Annotated in this window: 22 protein-coding genes, 1 riboswitch and 1 other annotated feature; of the genes, 3 read left to right on the forward strand and 19 right to left on the reverse strand. The window is 53.3% G+C overall.

What is annotated here, in order from left to right; translation table 11 throughout:
* Window positions 1–4 precede the first annotated feature (4 nt).
* The 3 genes from pheS to JOE21_RS12190 form a co-directional block, all read right to left on the reverse strand.
* Window positions 5–1,039 (reverse strand): phenylalanine--tRNA ligase subunit alpha, encoded by a 1,035-nt coding sequence (pheS, locus tag JOE21_RS12180; protein ID WP_309866529.1) that lies wholly within the window; start codon window positions 1,037–1,039, stop codon window positions 5–7.
* A 63-nt stretch (window positions 1,040–1,102) separates the two neighbouring features.
* Window positions 1,103–1,351 (reverse strand) — a binding site (T-box leader).
* 71 nt (window positions 1,352–1,422) lie between these two features.
* The gene (locus tag JOE21_RS12185) at window positions 1,423–2,217 is read right to left on the reverse strand and encodes a TrmH family RNA methyltransferase (protein WP_309866532.1); all 795 of its coding nucleotides are present in this window, start codon (window positions 2,215–2,217) and stop codon (window positions 1,423–1,425) included.
* Between the two features lie 3 nt (window positions 2,218–2,220).
* Window positions 2,221–2,874, reverse strand: a complete 654-nt coding sequence (locus tag JOE21_RS12190) for a potassium channel family protein (protein WP_309866536.1) — start codon at window positions 2,872–2,874, stop codon at window positions 2,221–2,223.
* A gap of 113 nt (window positions 2,875–2,987) precedes the next feature.
* On the opposite strand from JOE21_RS12190, the gene sspI reads away from it, so the two are divergent.
* Window positions 2,988–3,227, forward strand: a complete 240-nt coding sequence (gene sspI, locus JOE21_RS12195; RefSeq protein ID WP_309866540.1) for a small acid-soluble spore protein SspI — start codon at window positions 2,988–2,990, stop codon at window positions 3,225–3,227.
* A gap of 102 nt (window positions 3,228–3,329) precedes the next feature.
* Here sspI and JOE21_RS12200 read toward each other — a convergent pair whose 3' ends face one another.
* The 3 genes from JOE21_RS12200 to JOE21_RS12210 all read right to left on the reverse strand — a co-directional run bounded on the left by JOE21_RS12200 (window position 3,330) and on the right by JOE21_RS12210 (window position 5,131).
* A complete protein-coding gene (locus JOE21_RS12200; protein WP_309866542.1) occupies window positions 3,330–4,421 on the reverse strand; it encodes a M42 family metallopeptidase in 1,092 nt (363 codons plus the stop codon).
* Window positions 4,422–4,503: 82 nt separating this feature from the next.
* Window positions 4,504–4,917: an Hsp20/alpha crystallin family protein gene (locus tag JOE21_RS12205; RefSeq protein WP_309866545.1), complete on the reverse strand. Its 414-nt coding sequence runs from the start codon at window positions 4,915–4,917 to the stop codon at window positions 4,504–4,506.
* Window positions 4,918–4,981: 64 nt separating this feature from the next.
* Window positions 4,982–5,131: a hypothetical protein gene (locus tag JOE21_RS12210; RefSeq protein ID WP_309866548.1), complete on the reverse strand. Its 150-nt coding sequence runs from the start codon at window positions 5,129–5,131 to the stop codon at window positions 4,982–4,984.
* A 146-nt stretch (window positions 5,132–5,277) separates the two neighbouring features.
* Window positions 5,278–5,387: riboswitch (TPP riboswitch) on the forward strand.
* A gap of 75 nt (window positions 5,388–5,462) precedes the next feature.
* Between JOE21_RS12210 and thiD the strand changes: the two genes are divergently transcribed.
* Both thiD and thiE read left to right on the forward strand, forming a co-directional pair.
* Window positions 5,463–6,278: a bifunctional hydroxymethylpyrimidine kinase/phosphomethylpyrimidine kinase gene (gene thiD, locus JOE21_RS12215; protein ID WP_309866551.1), complete on the forward strand. Its 816-nt coding sequence runs from the start codon at window positions 5,463–5,465 to the stop codon at window positions 6,276–6,278.
* Between the two features lie 180 nt (window positions 6,279–6,458).
* The gene (thiE, locus tag JOE21_RS12220) at window positions 6,459–7,121 is read left to right on the forward strand and encodes a thiamine phosphate synthase (protein WP_309866556.1); all 663 of its coding nucleotides are present in this window, start codon (window positions 6,459–6,461) and stop codon (window positions 7,119–7,121) included.
* Between the two features lie 86 nt (window positions 7,122–7,207).
* Here thiE and JOE21_RS12225 read toward each other — a convergent pair whose 3' ends face one another.
* From JOE21_RS12225 to JOE21_RS12285, 13 genes are all read right to left on the reverse strand, one after another.
* On the reverse strand, window positions 7,208–7,759 hold the full coding sequence (locus JOE21_RS12225) for a DJ-1/PfpI family protein (protein WP_309866560.1): 552 nt from the start codon (window positions 7,757–7,759) through the stop codon (window positions 7,208–7,210).
* A 53-nt stretch (window positions 7,760–7,812) separates the two neighbouring features.
* On the reverse strand, window positions 7,813–8,079 hold the full coding sequence (locus JOE21_RS12230; RefSeq protein WP_309866564.1) for a hypothetical protein: 267 nt from the start codon (window positions 8,077–8,079) through the stop codon (window positions 7,813–7,815).
* A 4-nt stretch (window positions 8,080–8,083) separates the two neighbouring features.
* Entirely contained in the window at window positions 8,084–8,278 is a 195-nt protein-coding gene (locus JOE21_RS12235; protein WP_309866566.1) for a hypothetical protein, read from the reverse strand.
* Window positions 8,279–8,552: 274 nt separating this feature from the next.
* Window positions 8,553–10,181, reverse strand: a complete 1,629-nt coding sequence (locus JOE21_RS12240; RefSeq protein WP_309866569.1) for a long-chain fatty acid--CoA ligase — start codon at window positions 10,179–10,181, stop codon at window positions 8,553–8,555.
* Between the two features lie 183 nt (window positions 10,182–10,364).
* On the reverse strand, window positions 10,365–11,363 hold the full coding sequence (locus JOE21_RS12245) for an HPr family phosphocarrier protein (protein ID WP_309866570.1): 999 nt from the start codon (window positions 11,361–11,363) through the stop codon (window positions 10,365–10,367).
* Window positions 11,364–11,377: 14 nt separating this feature from the next.
* Window positions 11,378–11,782, reverse strand: a complete 405-nt coding sequence (locus tag JOE21_RS12250; RefSeq protein ID WP_309866573.1) for a DUF6114 domain-containing protein — start codon at window positions 11,780–11,782, stop codon at window positions 11,378–11,380.
* A 21-nt stretch (window positions 11,783–11,803) separates the two neighbouring features.
* Window positions 11,804–12,349, reverse strand: a complete 546-nt coding sequence (locus JOE21_RS12255) for a DUF6230 family protein (protein WP_309866577.1) — start codon at window positions 12,347–12,349, stop codon at window positions 11,804–11,806.
* Window positions 12,346–12,555 (reverse strand): hypothetical protein, encoded by a 210-nt coding sequence (locus JOE21_RS12260; RefSeq protein WP_309866578.1) that lies wholly within the window; start codon window positions 12,553–12,555, stop codon window positions 12,346–12,348. Before JOE21_RS12260 ends, JOE21_RS12255 begins: the two co-directional genes overlap by 4 nt.
* On the reverse strand, window positions 12,552–14,435 hold the full coding sequence (locus tag JOE21_RS12265; protein ID WP_309866580.1) for an AMP-dependent synthetase/ligase: 1,884 nt from the start codon (window positions 14,433–14,435) through the stop codon (window positions 12,552–12,554). Before JOE21_RS12265 ends, JOE21_RS12260 begins: the two co-directional genes overlap by 4 nt.
* Before the next feature lie 85 nt (window positions 14,436–14,520).
* A complete protein-coding gene (locus JOE21_RS12270) occupies window positions 14,521–14,886 on the reverse strand; it encodes an SCP2 sterol-binding domain-containing protein (protein WP_309866583.1) in 366 nt (121 codons plus the stop codon).
* Window positions 14,887–14,961: 75 nt separating this feature from the next.
* Window positions 14,962–16,179 carry an acyl-CoA dehydrogenase family protein gene (locus tag JOE21_RS12275; protein WP_309866586.1) on the reverse strand — a complete coding sequence of 406 codons (1,218 nt, stop codon included), beginning with the start codon at window positions 16,177–16,179 and terminating at the stop codon, window positions 14,962–14,964.
* Window positions 16,180–16,198: 19 nt separating this feature from the next.
* Window positions 16,199–17,338, reverse strand: a complete 1,140-nt coding sequence (locus tag JOE21_RS12280; RefSeq protein WP_309866588.1) for an acyl-CoA dehydrogenase family protein — start codon at window positions 17,336–17,338, stop codon at window positions 16,199–16,201.
* A 283-nt stretch (window positions 17,339–17,621) separates the two neighbouring features.
* Window positions 17,622–18,251 (reverse strand): TetR/AcrR family transcriptional regulator, encoded by a 630-nt coding sequence (locus JOE21_RS12285; protein ID WP_309866590.1) that lies wholly within the window; start codon window positions 18,249–18,251, stop codon window positions 17,622–17,624.
* Window positions 18,252–18,327: the final 76 nt, after the last annotated feature.

Consider the following 18,327-nt stretch of genomic DNA (forward strand, 5'->3'; position numbering starts at 1 on the left):
TCGATTAAAGCGATTGAAATTGTCGCAGGAACTTCAGGTCATTGGTATAAAATTGCCGGATATCATCAATCCCGTACTTCAAGAGAGCAATCCGTTCCAGTCCCATGCCGAAAGCAAAACCGGTATAGCGTTCCGAATCGTATCCGGCCCCTTCCAACACGCGCGGATGCACCATCCCTGCACCCAGAATTTCGATCCATCCCGTATGTTTGCACATGCCGCATCCGTTTCCCCCACACTGGACACAGGAGATGTCCATCTCCACACTCGGTTCGGTAAAGGGGAAGTAGCTGGGGCGAAGCCGGGTCTCCAACTCCATCGCAAACATTTTTTCGGCAAAGGCTTCAAGTGTACCGTGCAGTTCCCCCATGGAGATCCCCCGGTCCACCACCAGTCCTTCCACCTGGGCAAACTGATGGGAATGAGTCGCGTCATCATCATCCCGTCGGTACACTTTACCGGGACAGATCACCTTGACAGGCACTTGACCCTCCCGTTCTTCCATGGCGTGCACCTGAACAGGGGAAGTATGCGTACGAAGAAGGATGTCCGAGGTAATATAGAAGGAATCCTGCATATCGCGGGCGGGATGTTCCTTGGGAAAATTGAGCGCCTCAAAATTATAAGAGTCCCACTCCACTTCCGGTCCCTCTGCCACTTCAAATCCCATCCCGATAAAAATGTCCTCGATCTCTTCGGTGATCGCACTCAGGGGATGGATCCCGCCAAAAGGACGCGGATGGGCCGGCAATGTGACATCCACCGCCTCCGCTTTTAAGCGCTCTTCCAGTAACGCTTCGCTGATCTGCCGCTCCTTTGCTTCCATCCATTGTTCCAACTGACTGCGAACCTCGTTGGCCAAACTACCGACAACAGGCCGCTCCTCCGGGCTGAGATCCTTCATTCCACGCAACACACCGGTCAATTCGCCTTTTTTACCAAGGTACTTCACACGGAGCTGCTTCAATTTCTCCGGATCATGGGCTGCCTGAATCAGAGAGCGAGCCTCTTCTTTTAACGCTTCCAATCGTTCCCGCATCCAACCATCCCTCCTTATTCATAAAAAGCCAGGCTTGTTAATAAAAAACAAAAAATCCCGCGTCCGAGGGACGAGAGATTCGTGGTACCACCCTGGTTGGATACCGACCGCACACAGGCTGGAGGTATCCCACTTTCTTGAATGATAACGGTCTTCCACCGGTACCTCCTTACTACCCCCGAAAAAAAAGGGGGTTCGGGAGCCAGCTCCGGAGCGAACTTCCCACAGCCGTTCCTCGGAAGTGCTTTCAGTCACGGCACTTCCTCCCTGGCAGGCCTTCACTGTGGTACTTTTCTCCTTCATCGCCTTGGATCAGAAAAAGTTCGCATCCAGTATAGCTGAAAAAGCCATCGGATGCAATCCATAACAACACAAATCGCGCCTTAAACCTCCGTCTTCCTTACCTGCCGTACCCACTCATACAACAAAATACCCGCCGTAACGGAAACATTGAGCGATTCCACTTCTCCCGGCATGGGAATTCGCAGCCGTTCATCAGTCATAGCCTGCAGTTCGGGACTAACGCCTCGGCCTTCATTCCCCAGAAGCAGGGCCGCCCGTTCGGGTACCGGAACATCAAAATGAACCTGTTCCGCTCTCGGGTCTGTCCCCACCACTTGAAAGCCTAATGCCTTCAATTCCGCAATCACCTTCAACAGGTCACCCTGATGAAGGCGAGCGCGAAACAGGGAGCCCATAGCCGACCGAACCACCTTGGGGTTGTAAGGATCCACCGTTCCCGTCCCTAACCAGATGTTCCGAATCCCCGCCGCTTCCGCTGTCCGCAGAATCGCCCCCAGATTGCCAGGGTCCTGGATGGCATCCAACAACAAGACCTGAGCCCGATGAGCGGGGATATATGGAGTGTGATGGCGGGGGATGGAGACTTCGGCGGCAATCCCCTGAGGCGACTGGGTATCCACCAATCCGGTAAAAATGGACGGATACAGGCAATATACCGGCACCTCTCCCAATTCGGGGAATCGTTCCAATACCCCCGTCCCTTCCTCGGAGATCAGAATAGCCCGGATGTCCAGGTTGGCGTCCATCGCTTCCCTGAGCAACTTCTCTCCCTCAACCAACATGCTGCGGTATTCTTCCCGTCCTTTGCGTGTCCCCAACTTCCGCCACCGTTTTACTTTCTCGTTGCGTGCCGAGGTAATACTTCGGATTTCCATGGCTTACGCTTTTTCCTCCAGCTTTTTAAGATCGTTATTATGACCGATCACGACAAGAATGTCCCCTTCATGGATCACATCATCCGCCAACGGTGCAATATTAATACGCGGCCCGCTCTTGATCGCCATCACATTACATCCGAACTTGGCCCGGATATCCAGCTTCTCCAAGGTTTTTCCGGCAAAAAACTCCCCGGCACTCACCTCGATAATGCTGTAATCGTCTGCTAGTTCAATATAATCGAGGATATTGGGTGAGATCAGGTTGTGAACCACGCGGACTCCCATGTCCCGTTCCGGGAAAACCACTTTGTGGGCCCCGATCTTATACAACACTTTCCCGTGAAGATCGTTACGGGCTTTCACCACCACTTTCTTTACACCCATCTCCTGGAGGATCAACGTTGTCATAATACTGGATTGGATATCTTCCCCGATGGAGACGACCACCACATCAAAATTGCGTACCCCAAGGGCTTTTAACGCATTTTCATCCGTAGAGTCCGCCTCCACTGCATGGGTGACGATCTGGGCAAAATCCTGGACCCGTTGGGGATCCCTGTCGATCGCCATCACTTCATATCCCATATCATGCAGAGTCTTGGCAACACTGCCGCCAAATCGACCCAGTCCGATGACCGCGAATGTTTTGTTCATGCCGATCCTCCTTCACCGTCAACCGGTATCGCGCCTATTATACCATAATTTTTCCACACCACGGATAACACGGTTATTTCGGGTCACAATACGAGGGAAAGGAGGACATACATGTGAATTTTCCCATTCGAGGTGCCGTTATTCACAACGTCCAGGATATGAGTCCAAAAGAACTTCACAACATGGTCAACGACTCCATCGAGCGAGGGGAGGAAAAGCTGCTGCCTGGGTTGGGTGTCCTGTTCGAAGTGATTTGGGAAAACTGCGATCAGACGAAAAAGGATGAGTTAATCGATACCTTGCACAACAACATGCCCCGTGAACAGGCCCAACCTCCACTTTCTCCCTCCTAAAAAATTTGCCGCGGCATAAGTCGATGCCCACGAAGAGGGCATCGCTTTTTTTACTCGGCCCATGAAACCAGTGACCATCCCCCATCGGATGGTCACTGGTAATCAAGAACGAATCAGTTTCTCCAATGTTCGATTGTCCAATCGTTGAATCACGCGTACCAGCAAGTCCACCAATTGTTCGGCATCGTCTTCATGAATGACGGAGGCATGGCTGTGAATGTAGCGGGCTGGTACACCCAGGGAAACAGTGGGAACTCCCTGGTCAAACAGATGAATATGGCTAGCGTCTGTGGCTCCACGGCTGATCCATTCGTGTTGCAAGGGAATACCGGCCTCTTCCGCGGTCTCCTCTACCAACCGGATCAATCCCCGATGCGGAATGTGCCCGGCATCATACAAAACAACGAGCGGGCCGCTCCCCATTTGACAAGAGGCCTGGTTTTTACCGATTCCTGGGGTATCACCGCTGATTCCCACATCGATGGCAAAGCCGATATCCGGTTTCACGGCAGCCGTAGCGGTATGGGCGCCCCTGCGTCCCACCTCTTCCATGACCGTCCCGACACTGAAGACGGTATTGGGATGGTTGACTCCTTCCAAGCGGTGCAACACTTCCACCGCTACAGCACAACCTAGGCGGTTATCCATCGCTTTGGCCAGCCAGTGCTTGGGGTTGGCCATCACGGTAAACGGCGAGTGCGGCACCACCACATCCCCGGGTCGAATACCGAAGTCACGCGCCTCCTTCTCCGATTCGGCTCCCACATCAATAAACAGCTCTTCAAGGGGAATCGATTTTTTCCGTTGCTCCATAGATAATAAATGAGGAGGTTTGGAGCCGACCACCCCCAAAATCACACCCTGGTCCGTCACCACATCCACCCGCTGAGCCGGCAACACTTGACTCCACCATCCACCCAGGGGTTGAAATCGCAAAAAACCTTCGTCCAAAATCCGAGTCACCATAAAACCCACTTCATCCAAATGACCGGCCACCATCACCCGGGGTCCTGACGCCTGTCCCTCCTTGCGGGCGATAACGGCTCCGAGACGATCAGCGGTCACCTCGTCCGCAACCGGTGCCACCTGACGGGCCATCACCTCCCGAACCGGTCCCTCATGCCCCGGAGGTCCCGGTACGTCCGTCAATTCCGCCAACAATCGGCGAAAATCAGATCCTTGGTGTTTCCCCATTATGTACACCTCATTTCTCCTTTTTCACCCGTTCCTTATCATACCATATGCTTCGACGAGCGAAAAAAAGAAACCCCCTGGATCAGGGGTTCGGGGGAGAAGTGACACCTTCATCCCGCTGAGAAACCTGTCGCTTTGGAATCGTCACGATCAAGCGGCCGTCGGGTTTGATGTCCGTCTTCAGACGTGTTTCATCCACCGGCACAGGCAGCCATTGATTCATGGTAAAATGGGTTTCCTCGCGTACTCCCGATGGCGTATGATCCATAAATACACCAGAAATGAACAGAATGTTTTCCTCCACCCGCACATCGACCGTATGGCGCCGGCTCCACCCTGGTACCACTACTTCTACCACCAGCACATCCCCTTCGTCTCGCATGGTTTTTTCCAACGAAGGGATGTTGAATTCGGCTTGCAACTCTTCCAGCTCCTTCACCATCTCGGTCCAGCCATCCTGCAATGTCTGATTAAACCACGGTTTCATCCACTCCATTCCTCTACCCTCCTTTTTTCTGATAAAGAAAGCACACCTTCCATGGGAAGGTGCACTTCTTCGATCAATAGTACGGACCGTAAAACCCTCCACCCCAAAACAGGAAGAATCCCAAGAAGATTAAAATCAGAATCACAACCACTACAGCAATAGCGATTCCAATTCCTCCAAACCCTCCGTAACCGCCAAAAAAACTGGTAGCCTTGGTTTTCATACCGATCTCCCTCCCTAAGCCTTTTCCACTCCTTACACCATATGTGTACGAACCGGACCCGGTATAGACAGAAGCCCTTCCACTATCGAGGTTTGGTGGACACCTAATTGACATCCTGTCGCATCTTCCGATACGATGAGATTGAATACATTACACACGGGAGCTCGGAGGACCGGGCTGAGAGGGTGACTGTTCCGCCACCGACCGTCAACCTGATCTGGGTAATGCCAGCGGAGGAAATGATTCAAAATCATGCGATGGACTTGAAATGTTCGCACCGCCGTTGGTATGCCTGGCGGTGTTTTTATATGGAAAAAGGAGGACTGATGGGATGTCTACTCCACGGGCGTTAACCATTGCCGGCTCTGACAGCGGCGGAGGAGCCGGTATTCAAGCGGATCTAAAAACGTTTCAGGAAAGAGACGTATTTGGGATGAGTGCCGTGACTGCGATCACAGCCCAAAATACGCAAGAAGTGACCGGCATTTATGAGTGTTCGGAAGAAGCGGTCACCCGCCAAATCGAAGCAGTCGCCTCGGATATCGGGATCGACGCAGCCAAAACAGGGATGATCGCCAGCATCACCATCATGAAAGCCGTCGCCCAACAGGTGGAGAAACACCGGATCCACCCACTGGTTATTGACCCCGTGATGGTTGCCAAAAGTGGGGATTCCCTGTTGGAGAAAGAAGCTCGCCAAGCCTTAAAGCGGATCCTGCTTCCATTAGCCCATCTGATTACTCCCAACTTACCGGAGGCGGAAGTACTAACGGGCAAAATGCTGGATACGGATGAAAAGAGAAGAGACGCCGCTCGTCACATCGTAGATATGGGGGCAGACGCCGTGATTATCAAGGGTGGACATGTGACGGGGGATTCCGCCGACGACCTCTTATTCGATGGGGAGTCTTTCCACGTCTTTTCCGCTCCCCGTCTGAACACCCGCCACACCCATGGAACCGGCTGCACCTTTTCCGCAGCGATCACTGCGGAACTGGCCAAAGGCCGAGAGTTGCTAAAAGCGATACAAATCGCCAAAGCATACATCACGGAAGCGATCCGCCATCCGCTCAATCTGGGACGAGGACATGGACCCACCAACCATTTCGCCTACCGGCATTTTGCCCAGGCGGAGGAGCTGCGCTGATCGGTCTGAATTTCCGATTCATGGCATAGGATGCAAGGTGGAAGCGACACCTGGAGTGTATCCCGTGCTAAAACCAGGGATGATTCAACCCAACCTCTCTTCAGTAAAAATTACGGGAACGGGGTTACCAGCCGAATCAAAGGGTTTCATCACAGAAAACAACGATCGGGAGGTTTTGCCATGCCATTCTCCCCTTTCAGCCTTCGACTCTATTTCATTATGGGGAGTCAAGACTGCGACGGACGCGATCCAACATGGGTACTGAAAGAAGCGATTGCCGGAGGAATCACCCTGTTTCAATTTAGGGAAAAAGAATCCTCCCTTACCATGACGGAAACCGTTTTTCTGGGAAAGCGACTCCGGGAAATCTGCCAGCGATCCTCCATTCCATTTATCGTCAATGACCGGGCAGATCTGGCGATGGTGTTGGAAGCAGACGGGGTTCATGTCGGGCAGGAGGACTTACCGGCTGTTCAGGCCCGCCGCCTGATGGGGACAGACGCCATTATCGGTGTTTCCTGTGAACAACCGGGAGAAGTCGACAAAGCCATTCAGGCGGGTGCCGATTATATCGGAGTCGGTTCTCTCTTTTCCACTCGTTCCAAAGCGGATGCCGGTAAACCGATCGGACCCGAGGCCATCCACCGAATTCGCCAATCTCACGCACACGGGCTGCCCATCGTCGGTATCGGCGGGATCCACTCCGATAATGCGGACAGCGTCGTCTCCGCCGGTGCCGATGGCGTCGCCGTCATCTCCGCGATCGCCTCCGCACCGTCCCCTCGCCAGGCGGCGGAAGATCTTTGCATGGCGATGGATCAACGGAATCGAAAGACAGTTTGACCGCCCCCGGATCCCGATGCAAAAAGCCACCCAGTCCTGGGATATACCAGACTGGGTGGCTTTTATTATCCATACGGATTGACACGTCAACGAGAGAGCAGCTGCAAAAACGACTTTGTAAATCCGGGCAGATCGGGCCATGCATGACCGGAAACCAGATTCCCTTCCACATGGAGCGGATCGGTTACAAAAATGGCACCGTAGCTTTCCACTTCTGGGCGGCAAGCGGTGAAAGCGGTCATCTCACGTCCCTTAACCACATCAGGCACGACGGCGAAGACGAGTGCGGCATGGCAGATAGCACCGACGGGCTTGTTTTCTTCAAAGAAATGGCGAATCAGATCCGGGGCTTTTTCATGCATCCGGATGTGCTCGGGAGCTCGTCCGCCGGGAATGATCAAACCGTCATATTCAGCCGGGTTCACCTCGTCGAAAGACGTGTGGGCATCCAAGCCGTACGCCCATTTTTCCGTAAACGTCTCCACTTCCGGTTCAAAATCATGAACAACCGTTTTCAGTTTTTTCTTGGTAGGAGCCGCGATGACCACTTCATGTCCTTCCTCGATCAGACGGTAGTATGGATAAAACACTTCCAGCGCTTCCACGGCGTCACCGGTCATGATCAGCACTTTTGCCATATCGCAGAAACCCCTCCAAACCTCTCTTGTATTCTTACATTTCACTTGGTTTATTACCACTTCGAAAAACGGTTGAAACCCTTCCGGCCAAATTCGTCACCCATGCTTCTCCCTGTCCTTGTTGTCAGCCATGCACAATTCGTAACCATACCCAATCCCAGGAGGCTTGCCGCCGCAGCGCCGCCGGCCAACTGTCCCAAACGGCGGGCACGAATACCCGGAGCAGCCTGGGACATGGTTAAGGGATCCCTCACGACAGATCCGACATGAGCCCCGGTACTGTAGAGAAGCGTAACCAATAGCAAGAACCAGCCAGGCATGCAGCTACAACCCCGCCGCCGTCACCATCAGGCTGAGTAACCAAAGCCAGGGAGCCGGCATCCGCGACAACACCGCCAACAGGACAATCAACCCCAACCCTGGCCACTCCCGCAAACTGTCCAGCCATCCATACGCCAACGGCGACAAATGAAACGTATCAATGGCGTATTTGCCGATTACGCCCCTATACACGGCCAAACCGAGTGCCCACCAAAAGCTGGACCACCAAACCCAACGAAAGAAACGCTTTTCTTCCTGTTCCCTGCCCAGTTCTCCTCATCCTTTCCGGTCCGTGATGAAATCACAACCGAAAAAGAGAGGCGGAGCACGGGCCGATCTCCCTCGCACTCAATGCACTCATATCGGATGCAACAAAAACTCCCCGCTTTCTCATCAGTGGGATCGTGAAATCTCGGATCCTAACATCACATGGACATTCACTTCAAACGGACCTCGCGCCCGTGATTGCCAATCACTCCACCGGCTCCTGAACACCGAGGCTTTCTGTTACCCGTTCCCGCAGCTCCCGCTTCAGGAATTTACCGACGGAGGTTTTGGGGATTTGGTCGAGAAAGATCACCTCATCCGGGAGCCACCATTTGGCCACTTGGGGTTTGAGAAACTCCAGCAGGTCTTCCGCGCTGACCTTCCCTTTGTATGCCTCTTTCAGCACAACACAAGCGACGGGGCGTTCCTGCCATTTCTCGTGGGGAACAGCCACCACCGCCGCCTCGTAAACCCCCTCATGGGCCATCAGGGCATTTTCCAGATCGACGGAACTGATCCACTCACCCCCGCTTTTAATCAGGTCTTTGGTCCGATCCATGATTTTAATAAACCCTTCCGGGTCAATCGTCACCACATCCCCGGTATGGAGCCAGCCATCACGAAAAGCTTCGGTACTGCGGTCGTCGTTATAGTAACCATCCGCGATCCAGGGGCCGCGCAGAAACAGTTCACCCATCTCCTTCCCATCCCAAGCGATATCCCCGGAAGCTCCGACGACACGGAACTCCAACCCCGGAATCACAATCCCTTGTTTCGATTTGATCTCCAGCTGTTCTCCCGGAGAAAGTCTCTGTTGGCAGCTTTTCAGCCGGGAGACGGTGACCAACGGACTGGTCTCGGTCATGCCGTAAGCATGAACCACGGAAACGCCGTATTTTTCCTCAAAGGTGCGCAGCACCTCTTTGGGTACGGCGGAACCGCCACACAGCAGACCCCGCAAGCTGGACAAGTCATACGGGTGCTCCTCCAACTCCTTCAACAGGGCAATCCAGATCGTGGGAACCCCGCCGGTGACTGTCACCCGTTCCGACTGGATCAATTCCGCGATCACCCGGGGTGTCATCCGGGGACCCGGCAACACCTGTTTCGTACCAAACCAAGTGCAGGCAAAAGGTAACCCCCAGGCGTTCACGTGGAACATGGGCACCACGGACAGACAGGTGTCCGCTTCGGATATGGCCAAGGTATCCGCTAAGCCCATACAGAGACTATGTAGATAAATACTGCGTTGGGTATAAACGACTCCCTTGGGTAGACCGGTGGTGGCCGAGGTGTAACACATCCCCGCCGGGGTGTTTTCATCGAGATCCTTTGGAAAGACATAATTGGGATCGCCGTCCTCCAAAAGGTCCTCGTATGAGTAGACGGGAGTCAGCGATGTATCAGGCCATTTATTCTGGTCGGTCATGATGATAAACGCCTCAACAGTAGTCAATCGATCGCGGATCGCTTCCACCAGCGGCAATAAATCCTCGTCCACCAACAGAATTTTGTCCCCTGCATGATTGATCACATAGATTAAATGTTCCGGCGACAAACGGATGTTGATGGTATGAAGCACCGCCCCCATCGAAGGAACGGCAAAGTAGGCTTCCAAATGACGATGATGGTTCCAGGCCAACGTTCCAACCCGGTCCCCTTTTTCTACTCCCAGCCCTTCCAACGCGCTGGACAACCGCCGGGTCCGCCTCCCCAACTCCCGGTATGTATGACGGACGATTCCATTTCCCATTCGGGAAACAATCTCTTTGTCCGGAAAGATCCGTTCCGCTCTCTCCAACATCGGGGATACCAGCAACGGTACATTCATCATCGTTTCTCCTGCCTTCCTCTTAGTTTGATAGCGCTTTCACCAACCCGCCAGACACCCTGATAGAAACAAAAACAGCCTTCATTGATATAATATTCCATCAATGAAAGCTGTTTCCCTGCCGGTATAACAGCTGCAATTTGTGTCAAATCCATGACGGATAAGCTTGAGAGAACGAGTGAGTGGTCAGTCACGGGTAAGGAGTTGCACCATTGCCTTCAGGGCTTCTTTTTCGTCGGGTCCTTCCGCCCGGATCCGGGTCGGGGTGCCCTCTCGGCGCTCCAGCTTCAGTACTTCCAGAAGCCATTTGGGATTTACTTCTTTGTCCCCCTGAATCAAAAGGAGTCTGGACTCATACTTCCTCGCTTCCTTCACGACCTCCCAGGAGGAGAAGAGAGGAAAGCTCCGTCCCAGTTTCACTTCTGTTTCTACTGTCTCCTCTGTTGGATCGGAACCTCCGGGAATACCGCCTTCTTTTTTGTCCTTCTCATCCTCCGACTCTTTGGACCGGTCCCCGTCACGCTCTCCCTCTTCCGGGGTTAATCCGGGCTTCTTCTCATTCTCCGTCTTCTTCTCCTGCTCTTTCTTTTTCGTCGGATCCTCCTCTTCCTTCTCGGAAGCTCCCATCAATATTTCGTTCACTTGACGCTCGGCTTCTTCCCTGTCTCCTGGGGAAAACCCTCCCAAATCGATGTAGATCCCCCCCTTGAGCCGGACAAGTGAAACCTTGCGCAGGGTGCTCAAGTCCATCTTCTGCATCTTTGTGGTAGCGGACTCCATCCGGACGACTCGAAGATAGACGTCGTGGAGAACGATTTTCGGTTTTAGGGAATCCAGCAAGAGGGTATCTCCTTTCAACTTCATCCCCACTGCTTTGGCATCCACCGTAAGCCCCGAGACGGCGACCGGCCCTGGGTCTGTAATGCTGATTTCCCATCGTCCCGCACCGGTTCCGTAGCTTCCGACCAGTTCCATTCCGTAAATCTGGGCTTCCTTCATCGAGAGACGGAGAACCAGACCCTTTTCCCCATGACTCAATCCCGGGAGAAGCCCCTGGATTTCGATCCGTTCCGCTCGGATGACGAAGGCTTCGTCGGAAGCCGTTGAAACCGGAGCCGCCCAAGCCTGGAAACCGGTGAAGAACAAGAGAATGGACAGAAAGACTCCCGCTTTTCTCCAATACAACGGGCCCCCTCCTTTCATCGATCCCGGCCGGCTCCTTTATCCATTTCTAAAACCCGGTCCCATGCGATGCAGAGGGCTCCCCCCACCAACCCGAGAAGCATCCCTATCAGCATTCCACCCAGGGCGCCGATCAGGGAGAGCAGGGAGAGAACAATGGTAAACCCGCCCAACAACCGGACATATTGGGGTATCCACCACCCGATGACACCGCAGGCCAGAATCAGCCCTCCGAACAACAGTCCGATAAAGGCGAAGCTCCCGGGAACAAATGCCAGCCAATACAATTGAACCGGAATGTACAAGGTGAATACACCCGACAGAATGACCAGAATCAGGGCCGCCCGGGGACGTCTGGCGGCAGTGGTACGCTTTTGCGCACCAGCCGCCGTCGTTTCCCGGGTCACAGCCTGTTCCGCCATGTCTCACGCCCCCTGTCCCGTTTATTTGGAAATGGTTTCTACCTTCAACCCCATACCCGGCAGGGTAATGGTGTCGGCAAACAGATAATGTCCATTGATTTTGGGGTTCCCCAGTCGGAGGTGGGGGGCGATCATTCCGAATTTTTTCCGGTAATCGGAGGAAGCTTGTTCCTTGATGGTTAATTTTTTAAAGGAAGTGTCCGCTTTGAAATTGGTAAAGTCGAGGAGCAGTCCGGTCGTCGTCACATCCCGGTCCGCCGTGATCAAAATCCGGAACGTTCCTCCCCCGGGCATGCTTAAGTCCTTGTATAACCTCATGTTCTTCAAAACGCCGTCCATTGTAATGCCGACCTGGGGGACGCCTTTTTTCTCACTGGTCTGCCCCACCTTGGGAAACAGCGTGAAATCTTCGATCAAAATCTCATCCGCCTCGATCGTGAACCCTCCGATCCCGGCGATCGGGACGGCCAGGGCCACCCCGCCGGCAAAAATCCCCGAAACGATAACCATCAATAGAGCCAGGGAAACGGTCATGCTAACCCAAAAAACCTTCTTTCGATATTTCACGTCACGTACCCCGCTTTCCTATGATTTTTTAGCTTAACCCCCCGAAGCACCTGTCCTTCTTCTGCTTCCCTTCCTCCCTTCTCTATTCGATAAATAAAATGACAATCAACAAAATAATCGATGATGGCGGACCCGGTTGACGGGGACCCGGAACCCCGGGATGCTCCCGTCACCAGTGCCGCTTTTCCTTTAAGCGGCAGACTCATGCTTTCCCCTCTACTGATGAATGAATGGCTGCAGTAGCTGCAACTTCACTAACCGCCGATCCCGGTTTTGAGGATCCGTCCTCCGAATAAGCGGCGCGAATCACTTCTTTGTATTTTCGTTCAACTTCGTGTATTCGGACTTTTAATGACGGGGAACATTCACCGGTCTCCACCGTCCATTCATCGGAAAGGATTACCACTTTTTTCGGCTGCTCATGAGGAGCAAAGGCTTTTACACCATTTTTCACCATGCTGACCATCTGCTTTTGGACCTCGGGATGTCGGACGAGATCGGATCGGGATTTCGAAGGAATTCCTTTTTTTCGCGCCCACGGGATCAGCGTCTCCCAATCGGGAATCACCAGTACGATCACAAACTTCCGCTGATGACCGATCACGGCGGACTGTTCGATAAACGTGCTTTGGTTAATCGCGTGTTCCACTGGTTGAGGAGCTACATTTTTACCGGTGGACAATACCAGGATGCGCTTTTTCCGGTCCACGATTTTAAGATACCCCTCTTCATCGATCTCCCCCAGGTCTCCCGTGGAAAACCACCCATCCTTCAAATACTGAGCCGTCGCTTCCTCATTTTTGTAATATCCCTTCATCACGTTCGGTCCCCGGACCAAGACTTCCCCGTCGGAAGCGATGCGCACCTCCAGGTTGGGTAAGGGTTTTCCGACAGTTCCTGCTTTGGCCCGGACTATCGGGTTGGAAGCGACCACAGGAGAGGTTTCTGTCAATCCATATCCCTCCAGAACCGGAATATTGATTGCCCAAAAGAACCGGGCGATTTCCGGGTTCAGCGCCGCTCCGCCGGAAATCACTCCCCTGAGGTTTCCCCCGAGACGCGCTTTTACTTTCCGGTACACCAGACGGTCTGCACACTTCCATCGTTGGCGCAGAAAAGGCGGCCATTCACCGTTGATCAATCGGTCCATGGGCTGCTGGAGAATATACTCATAGCGCTCCATGCCAACCTGAACGGCCCAGTCAAAAATCTTCCGGCGCAACGGTGTGCTGGCTTTTATCTGATCCTGCACTCTGGCATACACTTTTTCCAGCAGGCGGGGCACGGTGATGATGCCCGTCGGTTTTACTTCCTGCAAATTATCCTGGATGGTGTCGATGCTTTCGGCATAGGCGATCGTCGCCCCCACGGACAAAGGCAAGAACTGTCCGGCCATCCGCTCAAACACATGAGACAGAGGTAAATACGAAAGCGTCACATCATCGGGCCGGGCTTCCAGACACCAGAATTGAACCCCTTCGATGTTGGACAAAAAATTGCCGTGGGTCAGCATCGCTCCCTTGGGCTCTCCCGTCGTTCCGGAGGTATGGATAATGCTGGCCAACTGATCGCGGTCGATCTCGCTCCAGATCCGCTCCCAGTTTTCCAATGGATGCTCCGCTCCGTTTTTCGCCAACTGGAAAAAAGACCAGACTCTCTCCACTCTCGGCAGGACGGCTCCCGGATGCATGACCACGATGCGGTGAATATTCGTCTCTCCCGATACCACCTTTTTCAACTGATCTCGATTTTCCACCACCGCCACCCTGCAATCCGCGTTTTGAAGGATATAAGTAACCTGGTTGGAGGGGAGCGTGGGGTAGATGGGTACACTGACCGCTCCCAAACTGCAAATGGCCAGATCCGAAACCGGCCATTTCGGGTTGTTTTCGGACACGATCGCCACTTTGTCGTTCCGACCCACCCCGAGTTGGGCCAAACCCGCGGCAACATGGCGAACTTCCTCCCAAAACTCCCCATACCTCATACTCCGGTAACTCCCGTCGCTCTTCCACATCAATACCGCTTTATCCGGGTAACGTTGAACGGAGTGATACACCATCTCCAGCAAATTTTTCGCCTTCATCGAAAAACCTCCCCGGCAAGAAACATGAAGGATGGTTTCATTCAGAGGGGGAACCCGGTGCGAATGAGGACACCGGGTCACCGTGTTACTTGAATCGGCCGGTGCCATATTGGCGTAACAAGTGATCCAGCTTCATTGCAAGCCCGATATTCCCCTTTACTTTCAGCTTCCCTGACATAAAGGCAGCGGTTCCATTCAAATTGCCGACCAGCATCTCTTTAAAATCATCCGTCGACATCTGCAGGGTACAATCGGCATCGGCGGTTGTCCCTTTTTCCACCTTCGCCTTGCCGTCGGACAGATGAAGTTGGTAGGTTCCTCCCTCATCTCCGGAGATGTCGTATTGATAAACGACGATCATCCCCTCGATTGGCTTCGGATTCTCATTCAGATTCTTTTCGATCTCTCTCCACATTTCTTCCACGGTGTAGTCTTTCATCTCTTTGGCCATTCTCCATTCTCCTCTCTATTTTTCAGAAATGGACTGAGGACGTGAACTACCCAAGAATCCCAGCCGTGTGGGATCTCAAACGCGCACCCCGTAGGGTTGGTATAGGTGGCGAGCGGTGATCAGTTTTTGGACTTGATTGGTACCTTCGAAAATATCGAATATTTTGGCATCACGGTAAAGTTTCTCTACGATATGTTCGTCTAAACCGACGGGACCCAATAGTTCCAGACATTTGGCACAGACATCGAGTGCCATTTTTCCGGAATAGGCTTTGCACATAGCGGCTTCTTTAGCATTAGGCTGACCGATGTCCGCTTTCCAGGCCGCCTCCCAAGTAAGAAGACGGGCCGCTTCGATATCCAATTCCGCTTGGGCCAACAACTCGGCAGCCAAATGAAAGAATCGCCCCTGCTTCGGATACTCGGTTCGAACGAGATCAAGGGTATATTCATAGGCGGCACGTGCGATCCCAATTGCCATGGCGGCCACGAGGGGACGGGTGTTGTCAAACGTCTTCATCGCCACTCGAAAACCGGACGGACCGGAACCCCGCGTCTCGTAAAAGGACTTACCACCGAGCAGGTTTTCCGCCGGTACGAAGCAGTCCTCGAGCAGCAACTCCGCCGTCTCTGAGGCGCGGATACCCATTTTGTGGGCCAAGCGGGTGCAGCTGAAGCCGGGAGTACCCTTTTCAACGACGAAGGCCCGGTGTCCCGCACGCCCCAGGTTCCGGTCGACAGTGGCGAAGACGACCACCCAGGAAGCACGCCCGCCATTGGTAATGAAAATTTTTTGTCCGTTGAGGATATACCCGCCGTCCGTTTTTTTGGCAGTAGTGCGGATTCCGGAGACATCAGACCCCGCCTCAGGCTCCGTCAATGCGTATGCCCCCCACCGCGGCGGCTCATCTTTTGAAAAAATGGATAAAAATCGCTGTTTCTGTTCCGGTGTTCCACTCGACTGCACCGGCGGCCCTCCCAGCCCCGGCCCCGGAAGGGTTAAGGCGATGGCCGGATCGCCCCACCCCAGCTCCTCGGTGGCGATCACCGCCAGTCGGTTCCCTTGACGCTCAGATTTTGATTTTCCGCTATCCTTTTCAGGCTTTTGGTTCGTTAACCCAAATGACGAAGTATTGAGCTGAACTCCCAACTTGTTAATCTTTTCGAGCCATTCGTCCGGTACCTTCGCCATTTTGTCCGCTTCCATGGAGATCGGCCGCATTTCATTTTGTGCAAACCAGTGTACAACCTCCTTCACTTGCTGTTGGTGCGGTGATAATTCGAAAGAGATCATCGGGCATCCCCCTTCCTACTCAGACTTCGGCCGATGCGTGCTCCCGCAGGATCTGCTCGCCGCGCCGTGCCGCCAGATCCCCTTCCCTGCCGTACAGGATGATTTGTGCCTGCGCATCGCGCATCCATTTTTCAACCGGGTACTCTTGAACATACCCATGACCACCGAGCAACTGGACCGCGGAATCGGTGACGAAGCGAAGGGACCGGTGTACTCGCGACAAGGTACCCATCGCTGATTGACCGCCCTCACCGTCAATTTTCACTGCGGACCGCCAAACCAGATGGCGCGTTGCCTGTGTCTCGATGGCCATGTCGGCGAGATTGAAGGAGACTCCCTGAAACTTGGCGATCTCCTGGCCGAATGCCTTTCGGTATGCGGTATATTCAGCGGCATAGGAGAGTGCCGCTTGCATGATGCCGACCTCCTTGGCGGATTCCACTACATGGACCCGGGCCAATGCCTGTATAAGAAAATCACGTGCCTCCCTTTCCTTGGCGAGAACCTGCTCTTGCGTGACCATCTCGTTATCAAAGTGCAAGCGTGCACAGCCCGCGGCCAGCAAACCCAGCTGGCAGTTCCCTTCTACCGTATGCCACCGGTTGTGGGTTTTATCCAGCCACAGAATCAGGATTTCCCCCTCGGAGTCGGTGACCGCAATGAGAAGATAGTCAGCCCATGCCGCCAATCGCAGAGGCTGTGACGTCCCGCTTAACACATAACCGGTTTCCTGTGGAACCGCCTTTATCTTTGCAGTCGGGGGGACCACTCCATCTGCAGCGTGAAGGAAAGCGACAGCCGGCCAGCATCCGTCCAGGCCGGCATTCTTATACGACTTCAAAACCGGGCTATCCGGGAGTAGACGAATCAATGAGGCGGCATCCCCGGGACCGGGCAATCCCTGTACCACAGCCAAATCGCCGAAACTGAGGGATTCCAGTATCTGAACTTGAGAGATTAACGGCATCTCCATTCCTCCCCAACTCTCGGGAAGTTCAAGTGCCATAAAGCCTAATTCGCACCCCTTCTTCACAAGATCGGGATCGACTCGCCGGTTCTGTTCACACTCCCTTGCCATGGGTCGAACCCTCTCATCGGCAAAATTCCTGGCGAGATTGACAAACGCTCGCTCCTCTTCCGCAGGCTGATAGGAAATCAAACCAAAACCCCCTTCCGATCCCCTTCGAAATAAATCCATCCTTAGGGCGTTTCTGAACAATCTGTCGGGCGAGATTCCGGGTCAGTATGGCTTTCTCCGTTTCGTTGCAAAAAGCGCATAGCGAGACCAGGGAACAAAAGTGACCCAGGCGAGACTTGTGCTCAGTGAGTGCAATGGCGAACCAAAAGCCATACCGACCCTCCCTTTTTCTCACGGAAAATTGAATGACCAGACAGGCTTTAGTACTGATACGTATCAGTACTGTCCGATGTAAAAAAACCCGTTAAATGTGAACCGTCGTGTTCTTAGTTATCAGATTGGCAAAGGCGCCGACCACAACCCGATTAAGCAACCGTGCCAGCCGATCGAGCTCGATTTCCTTTTCGGATTCAAAAAGTTTTTGTATGACCACTTCGTTAATCGCACCCACCATTGCCTGGGCAACAATCTTCATTTCTTCATCTGTCACTGTTTCGGACAATCCGGTTCGAACCGTACCGTAAAACAAATCGGCAAACCGCTTGTGTACGTCCCGCCGCACCTCTTCCACGGCTTGACTAACCCCCACAGAAGAAACGAGCAGCAACTGAGCGATCGAGATCCTGGTCAGGCAAATCTCGATGTAACGATGAATGCCGGCAAACGCTTTGTAAGCCATCCGTTCTTCCTTGTAGACAGCCTGCTCCACTTCCTCAATGATTTCTTCAGCCAATTGCTTAAACAGACTGACCAGTAACTCCTCCTTGCTGTTGAAATGGTTATAAAATGTGGTTTTGGATACACGGGCCTGTTCGACTACTTCCAATATGGATGTCTCCTTAAACCCCTTTGAAGTAAACAAATTCAAGGCGACAAAAAGCATTTTCTCCTGTGCATCTTTCGGCATCTCAGTCATAAACAGCAAGGGTTTCATGAACAGTTCACTCCCAGTTGTGATACCAATACGTACTGGTACTATACCATGACCTCATCAAACATTCAAGGGCTGG

It is taken from the genome of Desmospora profundinema, assembly GCF_031454155.1.
In the GTDB taxonomy this organism is placed as follows: Bacteria; Bacillota; Bacilli; order Thermoactinomycetales; family DSM-45169; genus Desmospora; species Desmospora profundinema.

What these genes read in the sequence shown, in the direction of transcription:
- thiD (WP_309866551.1), top strand. Translation starts at nt 5,463, where the DNA reads ATGTCTACTCCACGGGCGTTAACCATTGCCGGCTCTGACAGCGGCGGA.
- JOE21_RS12225 (WP_309866560.1), bottom strand. Translation starts at nt 7,759, where the DNA reads ATGGCAAAAGTGCTGATCATGACCGGTGACGCCGTGGAAGCGCTGGAA.
- JOE21_RS12200 (WP_309866542.1), bottom strand. Translation starts at nt 4,421, where the DNA reads ATGGGGAAACACCAAGGATCTGATTTTCGCCGATTGTTGGCGGAATTG.
- JOE21_RS12285 (WP_309866590.1), bottom strand. Translation starts at nt 18,251, where the DNA reads ATGAAACCCTTGCTGTTTATGACTGAGATGCCGAAAGATGCACAGGAG.
- JOE21_RS12270 (WP_309866583.1), bottom strand. Translation starts at nt 14,886, where the DNA reads ATGGCCAAAGAGATGAAAGACTACACCGTGGAAGAAATGTGGAGAGAG.
- JOE21_RS12230 (WP_309866564.1), bottom strand. Translation starts at nt 8,079, where the DNA reads ATGCCTGGCTGGTTCTTGCTATTGGTTACGCTTCTCTACAGTACCGGG.
- pheS (WP_309866529.1), bottom strand. Translation starts at nt 1,039, where the DNA reads ATGCGGGAACGATTGGAAGCGTTAAAAGAAGAGGCTCGCTCTCTGATT.
- JOE21_RS12265 (WP_309866580.1), bottom strand. Translation starts at nt 14,435, where the DNA reads ATGAAGGCGAAAAATTTGCTGGAGATGGTGTATCACTCCGTTCAACGT.
- JOE21_RS12240 (WP_309866569.1), bottom strand. Translation starts at nt 10,181, where the DNA reads ATGATGAATGTACCGTTGCTGGTATCCCCGATGTTGGAGAGAGCGGAA.
- JOE21_RS12250 (WP_309866573.1), bottom strand. Translation starts at nt 11,782, where the DNA reads ATGGCGGAACAGGCTGTGACCCGGGAAACGACGGCGGCTGGTGCGCAA.
- JOE21_RS12260 (WP_309866578.1), bottom strand. Translation starts at nt 12,555, where the DNA reads ATGAGTCTGCCGCTTAAAGGAAAAGCGGCACTGGTGACGGGAGCATCC.
- JOE21_RS12185 (WP_309866532.1), bottom strand. Translation starts at nt 2,217, where the DNA reads ATGGAAATCCGAAGTATTACCTCGGCACGCAACGAGAAAGTAAAACGG.
- JOE21_RS12190 (WP_309866536.1), bottom strand. Translation starts at nt 2,874, where the DNA reads ATGAACAAAACATTCGCGGTCATCGGACTGGGTCGATTTGGCGGCAGT.
- thiE (WP_309866556.1), top strand. Translation starts at nt 6,459, where the DNA reads ATGCCATTCTCCCCTTTCAGCCTTCGACTCTATTTCATTATGGGGAGT.
- JOE21_RS12210 (WP_309866548.1), bottom strand. Translation starts at nt 5,131, where the DNA reads ATGAAAACCAAGGCTACCAGTTTTTTTGGCGGTTACGGAGGGTTTGGA.
- JOE21_RS12205 (WP_309866545.1), bottom strand. Translation starts at nt 4,917, where the DNA reads ATGGAGTGGATGAAACCGTGGTTTAATCAGACATTGCAGGATGGCTGG.
- JOE21_RS12275 (WP_309866586.1), bottom strand. Translation starts at nt 16,179, where the DNA reads ATGATCTCTTTCGAATTATCACCGCACCAACAGCAAGTGAAGGAGGTT.